The sequence below is a fragment of the Duganella sp. LjRoot269 genome (assembly GCF_964254095.1).
In the GTDB taxonomy this organism is placed as follows: domain Bacteria; phylum Pseudomonadota; class Gammaproteobacteria; order Burkholderiales; family Burkholderiaceae_D; genus Rugamonas; species Rugamonas hordei.
On sequence record NZ_CAXUSL020000001.1, the window covers coordinates 3,703,264 to 3,724,813 of the forward strand.

The following is a 21,550-nucleotide window of genomic DNA, read 5'->3' on the forward strand; positions in this document are numbered from 1 at the left end:
CTGGAGAGGACAATGCTCAAGCACATCGTGATGTGGAAACTGAAGGAACACGCCGAGGGTGGCGACCGCGCCACCAACGCCGCCAAGATGAAATCCATGCTGGACGGCTGCGCCAAGCTGGTGCCCGGCATCCTGAAATTCGAAGCGGCCGTGGCCCAGCCCGGACTGGAGGCGACCTACGACGTGATCCTGTATTCCGAATTCACCGACAAGGCCGCGCTCGACGCCTACCAGGAACACCCGGACCACGTGGCCATCAAGCCATTCTTCGGCGCCGTGCGCGACCAGCGCCAGTGCATGGACTACGAAATCTAAGGACCCACCCCAATGCGTACAACTCAAGAACTGTTTTCACTGGCCGGCAAGACCGCGCTGGTCACCGGCGGCTCGCGCGGACTGGGCCTGCAGATGGCGCTGGCGCTGGGCGAGCAGGGCGCCAAGGTCGTCATCTCGTCGCGCAAGCAGGCCGACCTGGATGAGGCGGTCGCCTTCCTGACTGGCCACGGCGTCGCCGCCCACGCCATCGCCGCCGACCTGTCGCAGGACGCGCATGCGGAGGCGCTGGTCAGCGCCGCGCTGGAACAGCTGGGCCATATCGACATCCTGATCAACAACGCCGGCGCCAGCTGGGGCGCACCCGCCGAAGACCATCCGGTCGAAGCGTGGGACAAGGTGATGAACCTGAACATCCGCAGCATCTTCGTGGTGTCGCAGCTGGTCGGCAAGCGATCGATGATCCCGCGCAAGTACGGCCGCATCATCAACATCGCCTCGATCGCCGGCCTGGCCGGCAATCCGCCGGGCACCATGCAGACCATCGCCTACAACACCTCGAAAGGCGCGCTGGTCAACTTCACCCGCACCCTGGCGGGCGAGTGGGGCCGTCACGGCATCACCGTCAACGCGCTGGCGCCGGGCTTCTTTCCATCGAAGATGACCAAGGGCTTGCTGGAAAAGCTGGGGCCGGACGAGATCTCCAAGGACGCCCCGCTGGGCCGCCTCGGCGACGACGAAGACCTGAAAGGCGCGGTCGTGCTGTTCGCGTCCGATGCTGGCAAGCACATCACCGGCCAGATCCTGGCGGTGGACGGCGGCGTCTCGGCGGTCTGACGATGGCCGAGATTCCTCAGACTTACCGGCGCATGGTGCTGGCGGCGCGTCCGCGCGGCCCGGTGGCGCCGGAGAATTTCCGGCTGGAGACAGTGCCGGTGCCGGCGCTGGCCGATGGCGAACTGCTGATCCGCAACCACTACCTGTCGCTGGACCCGTACATGCGCGGACGCATGAGCGCGGCCAAGAGCTACGCCACGTCGCAGCAGCTGGACGAGACCATGATAGGCGGCACGGTCGGGCAGGTGGTCGCCTCGCGCAACGAGTATTACAAGGTCGGCGAGTTCGTCGGCGGCATGCTGGGCTGGTCCGAAATGGGCGTATCCGACGGCCTGTTGTTGCGCAAGCTGGACACCACGCGCATACCGCTATCGGCCTTCCTCGGCGTGGTCGGCATGCCGGGCATGGCCGCTTGGTACGGCTTCAACCAGATCATGGAAGCGGGCAGCGGCGATACGGTGGTGGTGTCGGCCGCCAGCGGCGCGGTCGGCAGCGTGGTCGGCCAACTGGCCAGGCTGCGCGGCTGCCGCGTGGTCGGCATCGCCGGCGGAGTGGAGAAGTGCGACTACGTTGTCAAGGAACTGGGCTTCCACGCCTGCGTCGACTACAAGGCCGGCAACCTCGAGGCCGACCTGGCCGCCGCCACGCCGGACGGCGTCGACGCGATCTTTGAAAATGTCGGCGGCGCCTGCCTGGATGCCTCGCTGGCGCGCACCAACGCCTTCGCCCGCTTGGCGCTGTGCGGCATGATCGCGGGCTACAACGGCCAGGAAATGCCGATCAAGAATTCGCGGCTGCTGCTGATCAACCGCTTGACGGTGCGCGGCTTCATCATCACCGAACACATGGAATTCTGGCAGCAGGGCTTGCAGGAACTGGCCGTGCTGGTGGCCAATCATCAAATCAAATACCGCGAATCGGTGGCGGACGGCCTGGCTGCCGCCCCGCAAGCGTTTATCGGCCTGCTTCAGGGCCACAACTTCGGCAAACAACTGGTGAAGCTAATCTAATAATGAAAACATTCAGAGACAAAGTCGTCGTCATTACCGGCGGTGCAAGTGGTTTGGGCCGCGAATTCGCCAACGTGGCGGCGCGCGAGGGCATGAAGCTGGTGCTGGCCGATGTGCAACGCGACGCGCTGGACCGCGCGGCCGCGGAGCTCAGGGGACAGGGCGCCAGCGTGATCGCCATGATCTGCGACGTGCGCAAAGGCGAGCAGGTGCAGGCGCTGGCCGACGCGGCCGTGGCCGAATTCGGCGCCGTGCACCTGCTGTTCAACAACGCCGGCGTCGGTTCGGGCGGGCTGATCTGGGAAAACACGGAAGCCGACTGGGAATGGGTGATGGGAGTGAACGTGTGGGGCGTGATCCATGGCGTGCGCATCTTCACCAAACTGATGCTCGATGCGGCATCGCGCGATCCGTCGTTCGAAGGCCATATCGTCAACACGGCGTCGATGGCGGGGCTGCTGAACGCGCCGGCGATGGGCGTGTACAACGTCTCCAAGCATGCGGTGGTGTCGCTGTCGGAAACGCTGTACCAGGATTTGCAACTGGTCGGCGCGCCGATCGGCGCCTCGGTGCTGTGTCCTTACTTTGTGCCGACCGGCATCAGTCAGTCGCACCGCAACCGGCCGGAAGACGTGCGCATGACGCAGGGACCGACCGCCAGCCAGCTGGCCGCGCAGGCGATGACGGACAAGGCGGTCTCGTCCGGCAAGGTCACCGCCGTGGACGTGGCCGAGATCACCTTCAAGGCCATCGCCGACGGCCAGTTCTACATCTACTCGCATCCGGGCGCGCTGGCCGGCGTGCAGGAGCGCATGGAGCACATCGTCGCCGCCACCAATCCCGGCGACCCGTATGCCGCCACGCCGCACGTGCGCGAAGCCTTGCGCGCCAAAATGAAACTGGGTTGAGACGAGCATACCGCTTACCTGATCCTCCTCGCAGTGCTCGCCATCGGCAACGCATGGTCGCGCGAATGGTTGTACGCGTGTTGGTTTTCATTGGCGATTTTCTATAACCTGTATCCCACGGCCCTGTCGTCGTGGGTGTTCGGAATAGCCAGCATAGTGCTCGTGGTGACCGCGCTGACGCGGTGGATACGAAAACGTCGCCGTAGTGGCGGCGCGGCGCCCTGAACGGCATCTTGCGTGCGACAATCGTGTTCCGCCAACTTGATTGCACGCCGATGACCGACACCGCCAAGCACGATATCCGTTTCGGAGACTGGAACGCCCCGCTCAACGCGGACGCCAGGCTCATTCGTTTTGAAGTCTTCGTCGAAGAACAGAAGGTTCCCGCCGAACTGGAGATGGACCACATGGACGCGGTATGCCTGCACGCCGTGGCCTACGACAGCACCGGCACGCCGATCGGCACCGGCCGCTTGCTGCCGGACGGCCATATCGGCCGCATGGCCGTGCGCCGGGGCGCGCGCGGCACCGGCATCGGCGGCGCCTTGCTGCAAGCGCTGATGGAGCAAGCGCGCGCCCGCGGCGACAAGCAGGTGGTGCTGAGCGCGCAAACCCATGCCGCGCCATTTTACGAGCGCCATGGTTTCGCCATCGACGGCGACGAATTCTTCGAGGCCGGCATCTCGCACATCAACATGCAGTACACCTTTTAAGGAACGCCGTCATGACCAACATCGTTGAGAATTTCGATCCTGAGCTGGACCTGGTGTTCTAGCGCGACATCGACATCTCGCCGGAGCAAGTCTGGGCTGGATGGACCAAACCCGAGCATCTGGTGCACTGGTTTACGCCGGCGCCGTGGAAGACGCTGGAAGCAGAATGCGACCTGCGTCCGGTCGGCCTGTTCCGCTCGGTGATGGCCGGCCCGTCGGCCACCCTGGAAGCGCACAAGCAGATGGGCTTTCACGATGGCTGGGGCAAGGCGCTCGACCAACTGATCGCCCACATGAAGCAGCTGGGTTAGGCTGCGGGCGCCAACGGCCGGCCCGCATGGCCGGCGTCGGTGGTTTCCTGGGGCAGTTCCCCCGGAACCGGGCGGGTGGCCAGTTCCAGCTCTTCGAAAGCGTCGTAGGTCAACGCCATCAGGCGGTCGGGATCGGGCACCAGGTCGGTGTCGACGAACAGGGCCAGCTGGATCTGGCCGGCGTAGGAGATGAACGCCAGGCCCACACCCAGCTTGCCCGCCTGCGGCACCCAGCAGATCAGGTCCGTCATGCGCGAGCCGGCCAGGTAGCGGCGGCTGCCGGGACCTTCGATATTGGTCAGCACCACCGAGCCCTTGGACGTGAACAGATTCAGCGCGAAGTGCTGCAGCGCCGTCGGCAGGCAGCCGGCGATCGACAGGAAGGCCATCGTGGCGCGCGGCTGGTGCGAGCGCTTGATGGCCGTCATGCGGTCGCTGGACTGGCGCAGCCGCACGCGTGGGTCGTCGACATTGGTCGGCAGGTCCACCGCCACCAGACCGAACTCGTTCCCCAGCTGGAAGGCGTTGGCCTTCTCGCGCAGGTTGAAGGTGACGGCGGCGCGCAGCGCGCGACCGTCGGGACGCTGGCCATGCTCGTCCAGGTAGCGCCGCAGCGCGCCGGAGACGGCCGCCACCCACACATCGTTCAAGGTCACGCCCATGCGCTTGGACATGGCGCGCACCCGCTCCATCTCCAGCGGCGGCAGCCAGACCAGCTGCTTGGCGCCGGTCATCGGCGCCTTGAAGCGGCTGTGCGCGTCCGGCCACAGTACCGACAGCCGCGCCACATGGGCGGCGATCTTCAGCCACGACACGCTGCGCGCCACCGCCGAGCACACGGCGTTGTGCGCGACCGTGGCGCGGTGCGGATGGCCGACCGGCGAGGGCGTGCGGCCATGCACGCCGTTGTCATCGGTCAGGTGGTTGAGCACATGCACCAGGCCCAGGCCGTCGGTGATGCAGTGGTGGACGCGGAACACGATGGCGTGGCCGCCGTTGACGCGGTCCAGCACCGTCATGTGCCACATCGGCCGGTCGCGTTCCAGCGGCAGGTGGGCGATGCGCGTCATGTGAGCCTGCAGCTGTTCGCGGCTCACTTCCTGCGACAGCTGTTCCAGCTTGATGTGCTGGGTGATGTCGAACCGCTCGTCCTCCACCCAGTGCGGGCGGCCGCGCCGCTGCACCACCTTCTGCGTAAAGCGCGGATAGTTGGGCAGGCGATGCGCGATGGTGGACGTCAGCCGCTCCATGTCGACCGCGCCTTCGAACAGCAGGATGCTGTTGATGACCATCAGGTTCTTGTCGGTGTCCATGCGGTGCCATGCATAGTCGCGACGCGTCATCGCCGCCGGTGCTGCGGTTGGTTTGCTCATGTGATGCCGTCTCCTCGTGCGGCGCCGGATCTTTGCCGGCGTCCGCTTATATTTTTACAGGTGTCGCTTTTGCCCGTGCTTCCGTTGACGGCGATGGCGCAGCCGCGGCTGCCGCCTCCACCGATTTGGGTGAGCGCGGCCGCAGCGCATAACGGTTCAGGCCCGCCATGTGGATGCGGCACAGGTATTCCTTCCAGTCGATGGCGCTCGGGTCCACCATGTAGCGCGCCCGGTCTTCGCTGCCGAAGCGCTGCGCCAGCGCCATCAGCGACGTGTTGTGGAACACGTAGCGCGGCGCGGTGTAGAACGAGAACGTCAGGGCCAGCAGTTGCGTGGTGCGCAGCGCCTCGAGCTTCGGCGATTCGCCGTCGCCCAGCAACCGCCGCACGCCGCTCCAAGCCCTGGCGCCGATGCGCATCGCCCGCAGCATCAGCAGGAACGCGGGACGGCTGACAACCCGGAAGTCGTGTTTCGGCTCTTGGTAGAACAGGCGCTCGTAGCTGCGCCAGTTGCGCTTCGATTCGGTTTGTATCAGGTCGATCACGCGGCCGACGGTGATCGGGTTGGCCGATCCGGTGCAGGCCTGGTAGATGCGGGCGGCGCCCGGATCGGCCAGCGCTTCGGCGGCGGCCAGCACGATGCTGTTGGCGACCAGGTCGGCCGGCACGATGTCGACGATCTCGTTCGGCTTGGCCGGGAAGAAGCTGGTCTTGCCGCGCGCGTAGGCCAGGATGATGGCGTCCGCCACCTTGACGCCTTCGAGCCAGCCGGGCGCCGGTTCCTGCAGCGTGCTTTCGATGATGGACGGCCGCACGATGGTCAGCGTCTTGCCGCGCATGGCCTGCATCGCCAGCTGTTCGCCCATCCACTTGGTGAAGGTGTAGGTGTCGTTCCAGCCGTGGTAGTTGGCCTCGGCGATGCCCAGTTCCGTCAGGCGGCGCTCCAGCTGCTCGGAGCCGCTGGTCTCGGCCTCCACCACCGCGATGCGGTGCTGCAGGTGCTTGAGCAAACCATATAAATCGAAGTGGCCGTCGGCATGGCGCGGGATGGCGGCGCGCGCCGGCGTGACGTTCTGTTCGAGCATGTCGCCGCGGTTGTAGCCGTTGACGTAGCAGGTCGAGACCTGGATCAGCGGCGCGTTGCCGGTGCGAGCCAGTTCGCAGATGTTCTGCACGCTGAGCGCGTTGATGGCCAGCGCCTCGTCCAGCGCCTCGCGGAAGTTGACGCTGGCGGCAGCGTTGATCACCACGTCGACGCGGCGCGCCAGCGCGGTGAAGTCCGGCAACAGCAGGCCGAAGCAGGGCTCGGTCACTTCGCCGGTCACGCATTCGATCTTCTCGGCGAAAAATTCGGCCAGGAACGCGGGCCGCTCGGCGCGCAGGCGGTCGAACACCGACGAGGTGGCGATGTCGCGGTCGAAGCGCTGGCGCGCGTCGGCGCCATGCTTGCCGCCGCGTATCAGCAGCACGATGCCGCCGATGTCCGGCACGCTGCGGATGAGCTTTTCCAGCACCACCTTGGCCAGGAAGCCGGTGCTGCCGGTAATCAGGATGCGCTTGCCCGACAGCGCCGCTTGCACATTCAATGCTGGTTTCATAGGGTTCTCAGAAACGGTGTCATTACTACAATGATCCGATCTTAGAGCGAAACCCGGGAGTGACTGGCGACTTTGCAGTGGCTTTGGAAGCCAAACGCATGGCGGCGCGAGTCATGCGGCTGTGGTGCCGGGGGAAGCGGTGTGGCAGCGTTTACAACATTGAGGCATTTGCGCAACGAACTATGTTCTTGCGGAACTCAGTCCAGTCCTACAGCGGAGTGGGCGGTGCTCCTATATCGTGCCGTATCGCGTGGGCAGATGATTTGTTACCGGCTGCGGCCGGCAATTTAACCACCTGAACAGGAGACCACCATGAACCAAGGTAAAAACAATCCATCGCCATCGGAAAATTCCAAACAATCGGGCACTCCCGGATCTCAGCAAAGCGGCACGCGCGGTGGCAGCCAGCAGCAGAGCGTCGACACCAGCCGCGATAGCAAGAACAAGGAAAACAGCAATCCTGGCCAGCGCCAGTCCGGCAGCCGCGACGAGCGCGGCAACCGGGACGATTGATTAAGGTTTGCCCGGCAACAGCCCGCCCCAGGCCTCCTTGATCGCTGCGGCAACGATGTCCACGCGTCCGGGCGCCCCAGGCAGGGCGCGGCGGATGTGCGTTCCGGTACCGAGACCACAGGCACCGCGTCGCGCCAGATCGCGGTCGGCAACCAGGACCTGTCGTCGCGCACCGAGGAGCGGGCCAGTTCATTGGACGAGACCGCGTCGTCGATGGAGGAACTGACTTCCACCGTCAAGCAGAATGCCGACAACGCGCGCCAAGCCAATGTGCTGGGCAACTCCGCGTCCGAGGTGGCGCTGCGCGGTGGCGCGGTGGTGTCCGAGGTGGTGCAGACGATGGGGTCGATCAACGACTCGTCGAAGAAAATCGTCGACATCATCGGCGTGATCGACGGCATCGCTTTCCAGACCAATATCCTGGCGCTGAACGCGGCGGTCGAGGCGGCGCGCGCCGGCGAGCAGGGGCGCGGCTTCGCGGTGGTGGCGTCGGAAGTGCGCAACCTGGCGCGCGCCCGGCGTCGGCCGCGAAGGAAATCAAGGAGCTGATCGGCGATTCGGTGGGTAAAGTGGAACTGGGCGCGAAGCTGGTCGACCAGGCCGGCGCGACCATGGGCGAGATCGTCGACAGCGTCAAGCGGGTGACGGACATCATGTCCGAAATCGCCTTCGCCAGTCAGGAGCAGAACGCCGGCATCGAGCAGATCAACCAGGCCGTCACGCAGATGGACCAGGTGACCCAGCAAAATGCCGCATTGGTGGAGGAGGCCGCGGCGGCGGCCGAATCGATGCAGGACCAGGCGGTCAAACTGGCGCAGGTGGTCGGCGCCTTCAAGCTGGGCGCGTATCGGGGCGCTTCGGCCGCCGGCAAGCCCGCTGTCCGCCGGCCGCTGAAGGTGGTCAAGGCGGTGGCGAAAATCGCCGCGAGCCCACGCGCGCAGGCGGCGCGGCCGGCCAGGGTCGCCGCGGTTGTCGGCGTCGATTGGGAAGCGTTCTGACTGTTTAGCCTGCCGCCGGCGGATTCAGGCCGTGCACGCGGCCGAACAGGGCGTCGATGTGCGGCGTGGCCAGTTGCAGGCGCTGGCCGATCTTGCGCACGGCCGCCACCAGCGCGTCGAGTTCCAGCATGCGGCAGGCTTCGGCGTCCCGCAGCAGCGAGCTTTGGAAGGCGCCCAGCTTGCGCGTGATCAGGTGGCGCTGCTCGGGCGTTTAGGCGATGCGTTCGCCGATGACGGCCGCCTCGCGCATCGCGGCGCGGCAGAATTCGGCCACCAGCTGGTCGTCCAGGATGCAGTCCGCAGTCGCGCCGGTGATGGCCGATACCGGATTGAGCGTCATGTTCCCCCCACAGCTTGTACCAGATGTCGTAGCGGACGTCGGTAATGCATAAATAATGTGCGATAATTTCCGCGTGGATACAAAATGGCAGCGCCAAGGCGGATGATGAAAAATCAATATTTAACAAAATATAACGTATCTGCGGTGGCGCTGCCGGCGCTCGCACTGTGCGCGACTGCCCTGCTGAGCGCATGCGGCGCTGGCGGCACTGACAACTCCGCTGAAACGCGTCTGGTACAGGGCGCAGCTCCGCTCGCAACCGGCTCGACCACGCTGGTACTGGACGCCGGCACGCTGCCGGCCGAAGATGCCCAGCGCATGGCGCTGCCGTCGTTCCACATGGCGCCGGTCGAACTACAGGCGCCGGACGACCATGCCGACAGCGCCACCGCGCCGGTGCACGCACAGGCCGTCCCGACTGAATTCCAGCACCTTTCGACTCGCCGCCTGACCATGCAGGCGCTGCGCGGCCGTCACCTGGAAGCCATGCGCAGCCTGAGCCCGGAAGCGGCCGCGGCGCCGGCAGCCTCCGGCAGCGTGGTGGCGACCTACACTCCGGCCCAGATCCGCGCCGCCTATGGCTTGCCGGCGCTGCCGGCGGCCGGCAGCGCATTGACGGCCGCCCAGGCGGCACAGCTGGGCGCCGGCCAGACCATCTACATCCTCGACGCCCAGCATGACCCGAACGTGGTCGCCGAACTGGCCGCGTTCAACACCAAATTCAGCCTGCCGGCCTGCACCACCAAGACCATCGCTCCCACGGCCAGCCTGCCGTTGGCCGCCGCCTCCACCAGCGGCTGCGAACTGGCCGTGGTGTACAGCACCGCCAGTGGCGCCATGACCGCGACCCAGCCCGCGTACGACTCCGGCTGGGCCAGCGAAATCACCCTCGACGTGCAGTGGGCGCACGCCACCGCGCCACTGGCCCGCATCGTGCTGATCGAAACCGCCGACGCGAGCTACAACAATCTGCTGGGCGGCGCCAAGCTGGCCAACGCGATGGGGCCGGGCATCGTCTCGATGAGTTTTGGCGGTTCTGAAAGCAGCGGTACCGTCTCCTCCGACAGCGTATTCGCCGCCACCGGCATGACCTATCTGGCCGCCACCGGCGACTCCGGCGCAGGCGTGTCGTGGCCGGCGGTCGCGCCGCATGTGCTGGCGGTCGGTGGCACCACGCTCAGCTACAGTGGCAGCGGACTGCGTTCCGAAGTGGCCTGGTCCGGCACCGGCGGCGGCGTCAGCCTGTACACGGCCACGCCGAGCTATCAGACCAGCGCCGTGCCGGGCATGGGCACGCCCGCGCGCCGCACGGTGGCCGATGTCGCCTTCAATGCCGATCCATCGTCTGGCCAGTACGTGGCGATGATCGCGCCCGGTAGCAGCACGGTGCGCTGGGGCAGCGTGGGCGGCACCAGCTTGTCGACGCCGCAGTGGGCCGGCCTGATCGCTGTGGCCAACGCCACCCGCGCGCTGAGCGGCAAGGCGGCAATGGGCGCGCCGCATGCGGCGCTGTATGGCGGGATCGCCGCCGTGCCGGGCACTTACGCGTCCGCCTTTGCCGATGTCACCGCCGGCAGCGACGGCAGCTGCGCTGCTTGCACCGCCAAGACCGGCTACGATCAGTTGACCGGCCTGGGCACGCCGAACGTGTCCAGCCTGTTGTCGACGCTGTCGGGCCTGACCGTCGCCCCCGCGCCGCAGGTGGGCTCGGCCAGCATCAAGGGCACGGTCGGGACAGCGTTGACGTTCACGGTTTCCACCGTTGCGGCCAATACGGTCAGCTATACACTGAGCGGGGCGCCGTCCGGCATGAGCATCAGCAGCGCCGGCGTGGTCAGCTGGGCGGCGCCGGTGACCGGGACCTACGCCGTCACCGTGACCGCCAAGGACAGCAAGACCGGCCTCAGCGGGCAGGGCGTGTACACCGTCGTGATCGCGCCGTTGTCGGCGCCGGTGCTGACTTCGGGCACCATCAGCGGCAAGGTGGGCGTGGCGTTGTCGTTCTCGGCGGCGGCCAGCAATGCCAATCCGGTCACCTACGCGCTGAGCGGCGCGCCGTCCGGCATGGCGATCAGCACTGCGGGCCTGGTCAGCTGGGCCAAGCCGGTGGCCGGCACCTACGCCGTCACCGTCACCGCCAAGGATAGCAAGACCGGCTTGAGCGGCCAGGCCAGGTACACGGTGCAAATCACCGCCGGTGGCCCGGTGATCACGGCCGCGGCCATGACGGGCGTGGCGGGCAAGCCGATGACGGGCTTGATCACCATCGTGGACAATGGCGCCAGTTCGGTGTCGATCACGATCTCCGGGGTGCCACTGGGCATGATGTTCCAGTCCAACGGCCTGAGCGTCATGCCGTACTGGAGCGCGCCGGTGGCCGGCAGCTATCAATTGAAGGTGGCGGTGACCGATAATGCCGGAGGCAGCGCCCAGCTGACGATCCCGGTGACGGTGACGGCGCGCTGAAATTAAAGACAACGAAAAAACCCGCTGCTCCGGAAGGAGTAGCGGGTTTTTTGTTTGGTACGCGGATGACTATCCGTTGGCGCGAATCATGCCATCCACAATTCGTACGTGATCACCGGTGTGCCATCCAGGCTGCTCCGATTGATGGAATGTGCGGAAGGAACCGTCGTTCAGTCGAACGGAAATATTATAACTATGATTGGTTTTAACGCGGCCTTCAATCTGATTGCCGGCTACTGCGCCGCCTATCGCGCCAGCGATGGTCGCCAATTCGCGACCCCGACCGCTGCCTACCTGGTTACCCAGCAGGCCACCTACGACTGCTCCGCCTGCTGCTCCTACTCCGCTGCCTTGGCCGCGCGTATCAACTTCGTTGATTGCATCAATCACGCCGCAATCCGTGCAAATAGTCGGGCTTGCTGAAGCGAGGTGTTCTGCAGGACGTGCATGGTGGACGGGCGGTGTTGTCCGGTGATATGCGGGATCGCCGGATTGGGGCAATGGCGTTTGTATGGACTGGCTAGCCATAGGCTGGCCGTTCGCGTTGAGGGGAAGGTCAGAATTTTTCCCGGCGGAAGATGGTAACCATCCCATGATTGCTGCTGCGCCGAGGCCGCAAACCAGCACTATCGCGACCGCCGCGACGAGAATTAATGGATGGAGCGCTGGCTTTGAAACTGGTGTGAGCGGAGTATTCATTTGTGACCTTTTCATTGGATGTTTTTTTACGGGTGTACCTGCCTTTGATAACGTTCGACATAGCCGGTCGCGCGACATGAATCGTGTATCAATTGTAAGAAAACGTATGTTCTGAACTGTATTCTTGCTGTAAGAGTACTCAGTGAGAGACTTTTTCTAATGCACAGCAGTATCACCTTAGACGCGAGAGGTTATAGCGAACGCGGAAGAAAGTCCCAACATGGTAAGGTCATAGGATGGCTTAGCTAGGTTACGGCATCTTGTGTCAACTGCTAGCTGAGTGAAAGGCTACGCTGTGATGCACGAGTTCCTGTTTAACAATAGAGCTGATTTGGTTCAACGTTGTCGAGATAAGGTTTCTACTCGCCTGGGGCGCTTGGCCTCCTCGGATCAACTGGAAAATGGCATCCCCATTTTTCTTGACCAACTCATTCGCACGCTCCAAAGTGAGCAGACGCAAGACCGCGAGGAAAGCGTCTATATTTCAGGCCCGGCGGGTGGGGGGACGGCGCATTCGGAAGTGGGGACGTCTGCTACCCAGCATGGAAAAGATTTGCTCATCATGGGTTACACCGTGGACGAAGTTGTTCATGATTACGGTGACCTATGCCAGGCAATTACGGACCTTGCGGTGGAGCGGGACGCCCCCTTTTTAGTGGATGAGTTCAGGACTCTTAACCGATGCCTGGATAACGCGATAGCCGATGCCGTAACTGAATTTAGCTATCAACAAAGACTTGCGGCGGCCGACAAAGTAGCGACTGAAAGTAACCAGCGTGCGGGCTTCTTCGCCCACGAGCTGAGAAATATTTTAGGAACCGCTTCTTTGGCATTCGCCGCTTCGAAGGCAGGCAATCTCAGTCTGTCTGGTGCGACAGGCTCCATCCTGGAGCGTAGCCTGAGCGGTCTTTCTCGATTAATTGATGAGTCTTTAGTCGACATCCGTGCCGTGGGTCAGAACACGACAATTCTTCGTTCGTTTTCGCTGTATGAATTTGTGGCCGAACTGGAGGCGGCTGCGCAGCTGGCTGCACAGGCGAAAGGGTGTCGTATCTCTGTCACCGCTGTAGACCATGCTCTCGCAGTCAGTGGAAATCGGGAACTGCTCCTTTCTGCGGCGGCTAATCTTCTACAAAACGCAATCAAGTTCACGCATGTGGGGACAACGGTGACCCTGAGCGCCTATGCCTCGGCGGACAGAATTCAAATCGATGTTGCAGACCATTGCGGTGGGCTTCCCCCCGACGCCGAAGCCACAATGTTTCTGCCTTTCGCGCAGCACGGTAGTGATCGAAATGGACTCGGATTGGGCCTGACGATTGCTCAGCAATCGGTTACCGCGAGCGGCGGCACGTTGAGCGTGCGCGATGTTCCTCGGGTCGGTTGTGTTTTCACAATCAGCCTGCCGCGCCGCGCCATGCCTTCCTGATTCCTCGACGCTAACGTTAGCGTTCGACGGAATTCAACTCAGCATGTCAATCACATGCTGAGCTACAGCCCTGTTTCACACGGCATTTTTATTCTCGCCCGACTGACTTCCCTTACTTCAGAAATTGGACCAGCTTGGGCACCACTTCCGCGGTGGCTTCCTCCATCAGCCAGTGTCCGCTGTTCTTGACCACCACGCCTTCGACGTGGGTATCGACCAGGCGGGCCTGCTGGATCAGGAATTCACCCGATGCCTTCTCGCCGGCGAGCACGAGCATCGGCATGGTCAGCGGCGTTTTCATGTACTGGGCGAACTCCTCCGCATCCTGGCTGAAGGCGCGGAAGACTTCGAAACCGGCGCGCATATGGCCCGGCTGGGCGTATTCGGCGGTGTAGAACTTACGATCCGCTTCGCTCAGCGATTTCGTTTTATCGGCGGCGAAATCGTTCCAGAAATGTTCGAAGTAGGTGCGTTCGCGTCCTTTAACCAGCGCAAGCGGCGTCTCGCCATAGAAATGGAAATGCCACAGGTCGCGCAGCAGCCAGACATCCTTCCAATTGCCCACGCCCGGCAGGAACGCATCCATCAAGACGATCTTGTTGACTTCCTGCGGATACTGGGCGGCATAGGCGTAAGCGACCATGAGGCCGATGTCGTGACCGACAACCTTGGCTGACTTGATGCCAAGGCTGACCGCCAACGCGTGGACGTCCTGTGCCATCACCGATTTGGTGTAAGGCCCCTGCGGCAGGCCGGATTGTCCGAAGCCGCGCAAATCGGGGGCGATGACCAGATGGTCTTTCGACAGCTGGGTGATCAGCGGCAGCCACATGTGGCTGGACTCGGTGTAGCCATGCAGCAGGATCACAGGATCGCCCTTGCCGGCGGACAGGTAGTGAATCCGCACACCATTTACTTCCGCAAAATTGCTCTTCGGGGCTTGCGCTTGAGCTGGTCCGATGAAGGCGTACAACATCAGTAAGCCCGCGCATAGCAACCTGGTGACAGTTCGTAACATGATGATCTCCCGTGGTTAAACCAACAGAATATCCAACTGATCGGCGCGGACATACACACTATCGGGTGGTTTATTTCTATACAATATTCGCGGTAGCAAAAATTTCAGAATTACAATTAATCGCCGGTTTCTTCCATGAAAAGTCCATTGATGAGTTACGGCAGAATATTTTCCTTGTTGGTAATTCTTTCCTGCTGCCTGTCGTCGCAGGCCCGCAGCACTTCGGCCGCGCCGATCAATCTGCACCACACCAGCTGGACCGTTCGCGATGGCGCCCCGGCCATGATTTTGTCCATGACCCAGACCCAGGACGGCTGGCTGTGGCTGGGCGGTCCGACCGGCCTGTATCGCTTTGACGGTATCCAGTTCGAACAGTTCGCCCCGTCCAACGCGCCCTTGTTGACCAGGAATGTCAGCGTGGTCAACGCGTTTGCCGATGGCTCCTTGTGGATAGGTTATCGCACTGGCGGCGCCGCGCAGCTGCGGCATGGACGCATCCGCAACTACAGCGAGCGGGACGGCTTGCCTGGCCGCTCGGTCTGGGGCGTGGAGCAAGATGGCGACGGTCGCGTCTGGGCGGCGACGGCGCAGGGAATGTATTACCTTGAAAACGAACGCTGGCAAGCGCCCGCCAGTTCGTGGGAGGTGCCCGGCGGACAGTACAAGACACTGATGCGTGACCGCCAGGGTGTGCTGTGGGCGCAGTGCGATACCGGCGTCTATTTTCTCCGGCCGGGCAGTAAGCAGTTCGCCAAGGCGCCGGTCAGCAGCGGCACCGGCGTGCTGTTTAACCTGCCCGATGGCAGCGTGGTGAGCTGGGACGCCGGACATGCCCGTTTCAATCAGCTTGCCGGGCCGGCGCAGGGCGGCTACCCGCAGCATTGGGAGCATCTGGGCGACCCTGCCAGCCTGCTGTTCGACCACCGCGGCGATCTCTGGATAGGGCTTAAAGGGGGACTTGAATACCGCACCGCGAGCGGAGTGTCCGGCCGGACCACGCCGCCGCAAGGCTTGAGCGGACCTTCTGTCGGCGCTATTTTCGAGGATAGGGAAGGGAATGTCTGGGCCGCCACATCCTCCGGGGTAGATCGTTTTCGTAGCCGGCGCCTGGCCAGAATCGAGGTCCCCGAGTCGGCCATAGGCGCCGCGATCCTGGCCGATGACAGCGGCGGCGCCTGGATAGGCGGCTTTCACGTTTCCTCCAGCAATGCCGGCCAGGCCAGGATCACGCCGTTATGGCCAGCCAACCAGGAGGGCTGGGCGGATATGCTGACCGGCTTTACCCGCACCAGCGACGGCGTACTATGGGGCTCATCCTACGGCGCGCTGCGCCGCATCCAGGGCAAGGACAGCCGGAGAATTGCACTGCCCGCCACCATCGGCAACAGGGTCGTCAAAAGCGTGCTGGCGGACCAGAACGGCGACCTGCTGGCGGCGGTACAACACCTGGGGTTGTATCGTCGGAGGTCCAGCGGCGAGTGGGAGAAAACCGGAAACGAAGGCGAAGTCAGCGTGATGGCACGCTCGGATGCGCTGGGCCTGTGGCTGGGCTACTTTCCCGGCCGCGTGGCGCACGCCGAGGGTGCCGGGTGGCGCAACTATGGTCCGGCCGACGGCCTCACCGTGGGTCTGGTGATGGCGCTGCATTTGCATGGCCGGCACGTGTGGGCGGGCGGGGACAACGGACTCGCGCTGTTTGAAGCCGGCCGGTTCCAACAGGTCGGCGGCTTGAATGGCGAAACCTTCGACGGCATCTCCGGCATCGTCGAACTGGATAACGGCGATCTGTGGCTGAATGCCACGGCAGGCCTGTTCCGCATTGCCAGCGAAGAGATCGCCAAATTCAAACGCGTCCCGGATTACCGCGTGCAGTACGAGCGCCTGGATCAGCTTGACGGGTTGGAGGGGAGTGCGCCGCGCCTCGTTCCATCGCCTTCGCTGGTGCTGTCGTCCGACTTGCGCCTGTGGATAGTCCGGACGACCGGCGTGTTTCGACTGGATCCCAGGGAGCAATTACCGCTTTCGCCGGCACAGCCTGCCATCATCAAGACGATCGGACCGCAGGGAGAAAGCAAGGCGGTGCAGGAGCATGCGCAATTTGCTCCCGGCGTCTCCGCATTGCAGATCGATTACACCATTCCCTCGCTGGCGATGCCGGAGCGGGTACGGTTTCGCTATCGACTGGAGGAAGTCGACGCGGATTGGCAGGAGGTAGGCGCCCGCCGCAACGCGTACTACAGCAATCTCGCGCCCGGCGATTATCACTTTCGCGTCGCGGCCTCCGATTACAACGGCAAATGGGCCGGTCAACACACCATGGCGCACTTTACGATCGCTCCGGCCATGACGGAAACCTGGTGGTTCAAAGCGCTATGCGGCGCGCTGCTGCTGTCGGCGGCCTATCTGGCATACCGCTGGCACATCAACCGTATGTCCAGGCAAATGGCGCATCGCCTGCAGGAACGGGTAAGCGAGCGCGAGCGCATTGCGAGGGAGTTGCACGACACCCTGCTGCAATCGGTGCAAAGCCTGATCCTGCATATTCACGCCGCCGTCATGAAAATGCCGCCCAAAGACGCGATGCGCATGCAGCTGGAGAATGTGCTGCAGCAGGCTGACGACGTGGTGGATGAAGGCCGCGGCCGCATACGCGAATTGCGGGGCGAAGACGACAAGCTCAGCTTCCCGGACGCGCTGCTGGCCGCCGCGAACCGCTTGCAGCTTTGCGAGGCAAGCGCCATCCAGTTGAAGATGAGCGGCGCGTTGCGCCAGCTGGATGGTGCGATTTATCAGGAAGCCATGGCAATCGCCATCGAGGCGATCGCCAACGCCTGCAGTCACGCCAGGGCGCAGCGCATAGAGGTGGAACTTCAATACGGCATGCGGGAATTCCGGTGTATCGTACGTGATGACGGTGTCGGCATTCCTGCGGAAATCCTGGGTGACGGCGGGCGCCGGAATCACTGGGGAATGCGCGGCATGGCGGAGCGTGCGGCCAGGATTAACGCCAAGCTCGTGTTGCGCAGTAGCGCCGAAACGGGCACCGAGTGGCAGCTGACACTGCCCGCAGCCCTGGCTTATACCCAATAGGGTGATGTCGGCAGGACTTTCCGGTGATACGCTAGTCCAAGACGATAAAGGAGCGCTGTTATGGAAAGCAGGGGCGGCGGAATGATCAGGGTGATGATCGCGGACGATCATCCCTTGCTGCGCAGCGGGATAGCTGCCGTGCTGTCGGCCGATCCGAAGTTCTCGGTGGTGGCGGAGGCCGGGGATGGCGACGGCGCCATCGAGCAATACAAACGCTTCCGTCCCGACATCACGCTGATGGATGTGCAAATGCCGGGGCGCAACGGCATCGAAGCGACCACGGCCATTCGCAGCCTCAATCCTCAGGCGCGTATCATTATCCTGACCACCTACGCCGGCGATGAACGCGTGGCGCGCGGCTTGAAAGCCGGGGCCAGCGGCTATCTCCTGAAAAACCTTGCGCGTACTGACTTAAGCAGCTATATCGTTGCCGTGCACGCAGGACAGTGGCAGCTATCGCGACAGGTCGCCAGCAGCCTGGCCAACAACTTCCAGCAGGATACGCTGAGCAAGCGCGAGCTGGAAGTACTCCGCTATGTCGCGGATGGCAATTCCAACCGGCGTGTGGCCGACCGGTTGGGCTTGAGCGAAGACACCATCAAGGCGCACATGAAAACCATCCTGCACAAGCTCGACGCGCGCGATCGCACCCATGCCGTGACGATCGCCATGCACCGCGGGTATTGGGACAATTAGATTTCACTTTTCGCAAGCAACCAAGGAGTATCGACATGGATTTGCAACTCGGCGGCAAGACCGCCATAGTCAGCGGCAGCACGGCCGGTATCGGCTATGCCATTGCGCACCAGCTGGCCCAGGAAGGCGCAAGCGTCATCGTCAACGGCAGGATGCAGGCAAGCGTGGATGAGGCGGTGGAGCGCATCCGTTCGGAGACGGGCGGAACGGTCCTGGGCTATGCCGGCGACCTTAGCCAGCCCGAGGCCGCGCAAGAGGTGGTTCGACGCCATGCGGGCATCAGCATTCTGGTCAACAACCTTGGCATCTTCGAGCCCAAGGCCTTTGAAGACATTCCCGACGAGGACTGGCGGCGCTTCTTCGACGTCAATGTGCTGAGCGGTGTCCGCCTCGCGCGCCTGGTGCTGCCGGAGATGAAGCGCGCGAATTGGGGGCGTATCATCTTCATCTCCAGCGAAAGCGCGGTGCAGATCCCCACCGAAATGATCCACTACGGCATGACCAAGACAGCACAGCTTGCGGTGTCGCGCGGACTGGCGGAGTCGGTTGCCGGCACCGGTATCACGGTCAACAGCGTACTGCCCGGCCCGACCAAATCGCGTGGCGTCGGCGACTTTGTTGAGGACCTGGCGCGATCGGCCGGCAAGAGCTTCGAGCAGGTCGAAGCGGAGTTCTTCGAACATGTGCGGCCGACGTCGTTGATCAAGCGCTTCGGCACGCCGCAAGAAGTAGCCTCGCTCGTGGCCTATGTGGCAAGCCCGCTGGCATCTGCGACCACCGGCGCGGCGCTGCGTGTCGACGGCGGTGTGATCAAGAGCGCCTTCTGAAGCATGGCTGTGCGGTGGGCCTCAGGCTAAGGCGCGAATGGCGCAGACCCGCGACGTCATCATGGTTTTGCTCCTGAGGTAGCCGTTTCAAGCCTATGCATGAAGGCGCGGGTCACCTTGGCGACTGCGTCGAGCTGCGTATCCATCACAAAATGTCCGCCGTCGAGGATGTGCACTTCAGCGGCCGGATTGTCGCGACGGAAGGCCTGGGCGCCCGGCACGGTGAAGGCCGTGTCGTGTTTCCCCCATACGACGAGGGTGGGCAGCTGGCGTTGTTTCAGCCAGGACTGCCACTGCGGATAGGCGGCCAGATTGTGCTGATAGTCGTAGATCAGGTCGGTTTGAATGCGGGCCTGGCCCGGGCGGTTCAGGTAAGCATATTCGTCCATCCAGAGGTCGGGATCGTATGCCTCGACATTCGGGTCGGTGCCGATATGGCGCGCGCGGGTGGTCGCCACCGATTGATGTGCAGCGATAACGTCCTTTTCATGGGCTGCGCGATCCGTCCAGAACGGTTTTCGCTTTTCCCAAATGGCGCCAAGCCCATCCTCGTAGACGTTTCCGTTCTGGAATACGAGCGCCTGAATTGCGTCGGGGCGGGCGATCGCCATGCGCATGCCCACCGGCGCGCCATAGTCTTGCATGAGCAGGACGTAGCGCCGCGCGCCGACGGCGTCGGTGAATTTTTGCATGACTTGGGCCAGGTGATCGAAGGTGTAGGTAAAACCAGCCGGGTCCGGCGCATCGCTATTGCCGAAGCCCGGGTAGTCGGGCGCCACCAGGTGGTATTCGTCGCCCAGCTTGCGCAGCAGGGCGTCGTACATGCGGGATGAGCTCGGCACGCCGTGAAGCAGCAAGATCGTCGGCTTGCTGGCATCGCCCGCTTCGCGATAGGCGATATTGATGTTGTCTACCTTTACCGTCCGGTAGGCAACCGGAGCGGCCTGGGCAAGACTGGCGACAGATAGGGAAACGGCGACGGCGGTTGCGGCGATGGCTTTCATAAATCCTCCTGTGAGTGGTGTTGGAATATTGGTGCTGACCTGTGCCATCACCTCGAGTATTTCGTTCAAGGTGTAGCCCACGTCGTACATGCCTTGCAGGTCCTCGGGCGTTGGCGTCGTGGGGCTGGCCACGATGGACTGGACGAAGCGCAGGCAAGCCGTAGCCATGGCGTCGTGACTGGTACCTCGTTCATTGGCGGTCATCTCGGCGCTGTTCATGCCGGCCGCGCGCCCGTACTCACGCAGCAGATCCAGCGGAAACACGCTGCAGCCACGCTTGGCCAGGTAAATCGCGATACGCACGCGCGTCCGCTGGTTCAGGCTTCCGCCCTGCGCCAGCTTGTTCATGAAGCTGACAGCGCAGGCGCCCACGGGCGTATTGCTGATGACGAGGGGAGGCTGGTTCCCGGTATCCATGATGGGCTTCGCTAAGATTAGTTGCTGTTGTCCGTATTCTGCGAAATAATCCACCACGCAAGGAAGGGGGCTGAACGCAATGGACTATTTCGCCAGGAGCAATGAATGGATCAAATCCATCTGATGAACGTTTTTGTCGCTGTCGGCGAGGACGAGAGTTTCGCCTCGGCGGCGCGGCGCCTGGACCTGTCGCCGGCGGCCGTGACGCGGGCCATTTCCGGGCTGGAGGAGCAGCTGGGCGTCAAGCTTTTATTGCGCACGACACGCAACGTCAGATTGACCGAGGCCGGACGCCGATACCTGGACGACTCCCGCAACATCCTTGCCAGCATCGCGGAAGCAAATGAGATGGCGGCCGGCGTGAATTCGGCACCGAAAGGAAATCTCTCGGTCACCGCCTCGGTGCTGTTCGGAAAATCTTACGTCATGCCCTGCATCATCAATTTTTTAAAACAATATCCTGAGGTCGAAGTGTCGGCCTATTTCCTGGACCGGGTCGTCAACCTGGTCGACGAGGGCATCGATGTTGCTGTCCGAATTGGTCACTTGCCGGATTCAAGCCTCAAGGCGCTGAGGGTCGGCCAAGTGCGCCGCGTCTTGTGCGCGTCGCCCGAGTACCTCGCAAAAAACGGGGTGCCGCAGCATCCGTCCGATCTGCTGCGCCATACCATCATCGCGGCCAGCGGCATATCGCCGCGCGTGGAGTGGAAATTTGGCGCCGTCGATGATCCCACCATGGTCAGGATGAAACCGCGGCTGACCGTCACCAGCAACGATGCCGCTATCGAGGCGGCCACTTCCGGGCTGGGCATTTGCAGGCTGCTGTCCTATCAAATCGCCAGCGAGCTGACCGAGGGGCGCCTGAAAATCGTGCTGGCGGACTATGAGGAAGCGCAATGGCCGGTGCACTTGTTGCATCGCGAAAGCAAGTTTGGTTCTTCCAAGGTGCGCAATTTTATCGACCTGTTGGCCGAAAATTTACGTGCCCACCCCCATCTGAATTGATCCGCGCGGGTTGCTGTCGAGCGTAA

General features: G+C 63.1%; 18 protein-coding genes and 2 pseudogenes. 14 read left to right on the forward strand and 6 right to left on the reverse strand.

Going from position 1 to position 21,550, the window contains the following annotated elements; translation table 11 throughout:
* Positions 1–12 precede the first annotated feature (12 nt).
* From ACSQ3S_RS16570 to ACSQ3S_RS16595, 6 genes are all read left to right on the forward strand, one after another.
* The gene (locus tag ACSQ3S_RS16570) at positions 13–315 is read left to right on the forward strand and encodes a Dabb family protein (protein ID WP_176650644.1); all 303 of its coding nucleotides are present in this window, start codon (positions 13–15) and stop codon (positions 313–315) included.
* Between the two features lie 12 nt (positions 316–327).
* Positions 328–1,110, forward strand: coding sequence for an SDR family oxidoreductase (locus ACSQ3S_RS16575; RefSeq protein WP_436143053.1), 783 nt, complete (start codon positions 328–330; stop codon positions 1,108–1,110).
* 11 nt (positions 1,111–1,121) lie between these two features.
* Positions 1,122–2,120 (forward strand): NADP-dependent oxidoreductase, encoded by a 999-nt coding sequence (locus tag ACSQ3S_RS16580; protein WP_436145035.1) that lies wholly within the window; start codon positions 1,122–1,124, stop codon positions 2,118–2,120.
* Between the two features lie 2 nt (positions 2,121–2,122).
* On the forward strand, positions 2,123–3,028 hold the full coding sequence (locus ACSQ3S_RS16585) for an SDR family oxidoreductase (RefSeq protein WP_413446228.1): 906 nt from the start codon (positions 2,123–2,125) through the stop codon (positions 3,026–3,028).
* A 275-nt stretch (positions 3,029–3,303) separates the two neighbouring features.
* The gene (locus tag ACSQ3S_RS16590) at positions 3,304–3,741 is read left to right on the forward strand and encodes a GNAT family N-acetyltransferase (RefSeq protein ID WP_436145036.1); all 438 of its coding nucleotides are present in this window, start codon (positions 3,304–3,306) and stop codon (positions 3,739–3,741) included.
* A 74-nt stretch (positions 3,742–3,815) separates the two neighbouring features.
* On the forward strand, positions 3,816–4,052 hold the full coding sequence (locus ACSQ3S_RS16595) for an SRPBCC domain-containing protein (protein WP_436145037.1): 237 nt from the start codon (positions 3,816–3,818) through the stop codon (positions 4,050–4,052).
* On the opposite strand, the gene ACSQ3S_RS16600 is transcribed toward ACSQ3S_RS16595, so the two are convergent.
* Positions 4,049–5,425: a wax ester/triacylglycerol synthase family O-acyltransferase gene (locus ACSQ3S_RS16600; protein WP_436143054.1), complete on the reverse strand. Its 1,377-nt coding sequence runs from the start codon at positions 5,423–5,425 to the stop codon at positions 4,049–4,051. The genes ACSQ3S_RS16595 and ACSQ3S_RS16600 overlap by 4 nt on opposite strands.
* Before the next feature lie 46 nt (positions 5,426–5,471).
* The gene (locus tag ACSQ3S_RS16605; RefSeq protein ID WP_436143055.1) at positions 5,472–7,022 is read right to left on the reverse strand and encodes an SDR family oxidoreductase; all 1,551 of its coding nucleotides are present in this window, start codon (positions 7,020–7,022) and stop codon (positions 5,472–5,474) included.
* A 312-nt stretch (positions 7,023–7,334) separates the two neighbouring features.
* Between ACSQ3S_RS16605 and ACSQ3S_RS16610 the strand changes: the two genes are divergently transcribed.
* The gene (locus ACSQ3S_RS16610) at positions 7,335–7,535 is read left to right on the forward strand and encodes a hypothetical protein (RefSeq protein ID WP_176650959.1); all 201 of its coding nucleotides are present in this window, start codon (positions 7,335–7,337) and stop codon (positions 7,533–7,535) included.
* Positions 7,536–7,628: 93 nt separating this feature from the next.
* A pseudogene (locus ACSQ3S_RS16615) lies at positions 7,629–8,533 on the forward strand (methyl-accepting chemotaxis protein); the annotation flags it as partial.
* Between the two features lie 4 nt (positions 8,534–8,537).
* Here the strand turns inward: ACSQ3S_RS16615 and ACSQ3S_RS16620 are convergent.
* Positions 8,538–8,913 (reverse strand): annotated as a pseudogene (locus ACSQ3S_RS16620) (ketopantoate reductase C-terminal domain-containing protein); the annotation flags it as partial.
* A 62-nt stretch (positions 8,914–8,975) separates the two neighbouring features.
* On the opposite strand from ACSQ3S_RS16620, the gene ACSQ3S_RS16625 reads away from it, so the two are divergent.
* Positions 8,976–11,339, forward strand: coding sequence for a S53 family peptidase (locus tag ACSQ3S_RS16625; RefSeq protein WP_436143056.1), 2,364 nt, complete (start codon positions 8,976–8,978; stop codon positions 11,337–11,339).
* A gap of 69 nt (positions 11,340–11,408) precedes the next feature.
* Here the strand turns inward: ACSQ3S_RS16625 and ACSQ3S_RS16630 are convergent, their stop codons facing one another.
* Entirely contained in the window at positions 11,409–12,038 is a 630-nt protein-coding gene (locus ACSQ3S_RS16630) for a glycine zipper 2TM domain-containing protein (RefSeq protein ID WP_436143057.1), read from the reverse strand.
* 298 nt (positions 12,039–12,336) lie between these two features.
* On the opposite strand from ACSQ3S_RS16630, the gene ACSQ3S_RS16635 reads away from it, so the two are divergent.
* On the forward strand, positions 12,337–13,467 hold the full coding sequence (locus tag ACSQ3S_RS16635) for a sensor histidine kinase (RefSeq protein WP_436143058.1): 1,131 nt from the start codon (positions 12,337–12,339) through the stop codon (positions 13,465–13,467).
* 112 nt (positions 13,468–13,579) lie between these two features.
* Here ACSQ3S_RS16635 and ACSQ3S_RS16640 read toward each other — a convergent pair whose 3' ends face one another.
* Positions 13,580–14,485, reverse strand: a complete 906-nt coding sequence (locus tag ACSQ3S_RS16640; protein WP_436143059.1) for an alpha/beta fold hydrolase — start codon at positions 14,483–14,485, stop codon at positions 13,580–13,582.
* A gap of 135 nt (positions 14,486–14,620) precedes the next feature.
* Here ACSQ3S_RS16640 and ACSQ3S_RS16645 point away from each other — a divergent pair, with 135 nt between their 5' ends.
* The 3 genes from ACSQ3S_RS16645 to ACSQ3S_RS16655 are packed head-to-tail and all read left to right on the forward strand — an operon-like array spanning position 14,621 to position 19,098.
* The gene (locus ACSQ3S_RS16645) at positions 14,621–17,575 is read left to right on the forward strand and encodes a sensor histidine kinase (protein ID WP_436143060.1); all 2,955 of its coding nucleotides are present in this window, start codon (positions 14,621–14,623) and stop codon (positions 17,573–17,575) included.
* A gap of 60 nt (positions 17,576–17,635) precedes the next feature.
* Positions 17,636–18,271 carry a response regulator gene (locus ACSQ3S_RS16650; protein ID WP_436143061.1) on the forward strand — a complete coding sequence of 212 codons (636 nt, stop codon included), beginning with the start codon at positions 17,636–17,638 and terminating at the stop codon, positions 18,269–18,271.
* Positions 18,272–18,306: 35 nt separating this feature from the next.
* Positions 18,307–19,098: an SDR family NAD(P)-dependent oxidoreductase gene (locus ACSQ3S_RS16655; RefSeq protein ID WP_436143062.1), complete on the forward strand. Its 792-nt coding sequence runs from the start codon at positions 18,307–18,309 to the stop codon at positions 19,096–19,098.
* Between the two features lie 59 nt (positions 19,099–19,157).
* Here the strand turns inward: ACSQ3S_RS16655 and ACSQ3S_RS16660 are convergent, their stop codons facing one another.
* Positions 19,158–20,519 (reverse strand): alpha/beta fold hydrolase, encoded by a 1,362-nt coding sequence (locus tag ACSQ3S_RS16660; protein ID WP_436143063.1) that lies wholly within the window; start codon positions 20,517–20,519, stop codon positions 19,158–19,160.
* 105 nt (positions 20,520–20,624) lie between these two features.
* Here ACSQ3S_RS16660 and ACSQ3S_RS16665 point away from each other — a divergent pair, with 105 nt between their 5' ends.
* Positions 20,625–21,524 (forward strand): LysR family transcriptional regulator, encoded by a 900-nt coding sequence (locus tag ACSQ3S_RS16665; protein WP_436143064.1) that lies wholly within the window; start codon positions 20,625–20,627, stop codon positions 21,522–21,524.
* The last annotated feature ends 26 nt before the right edge of the window (positions 21,525–21,550 follow it).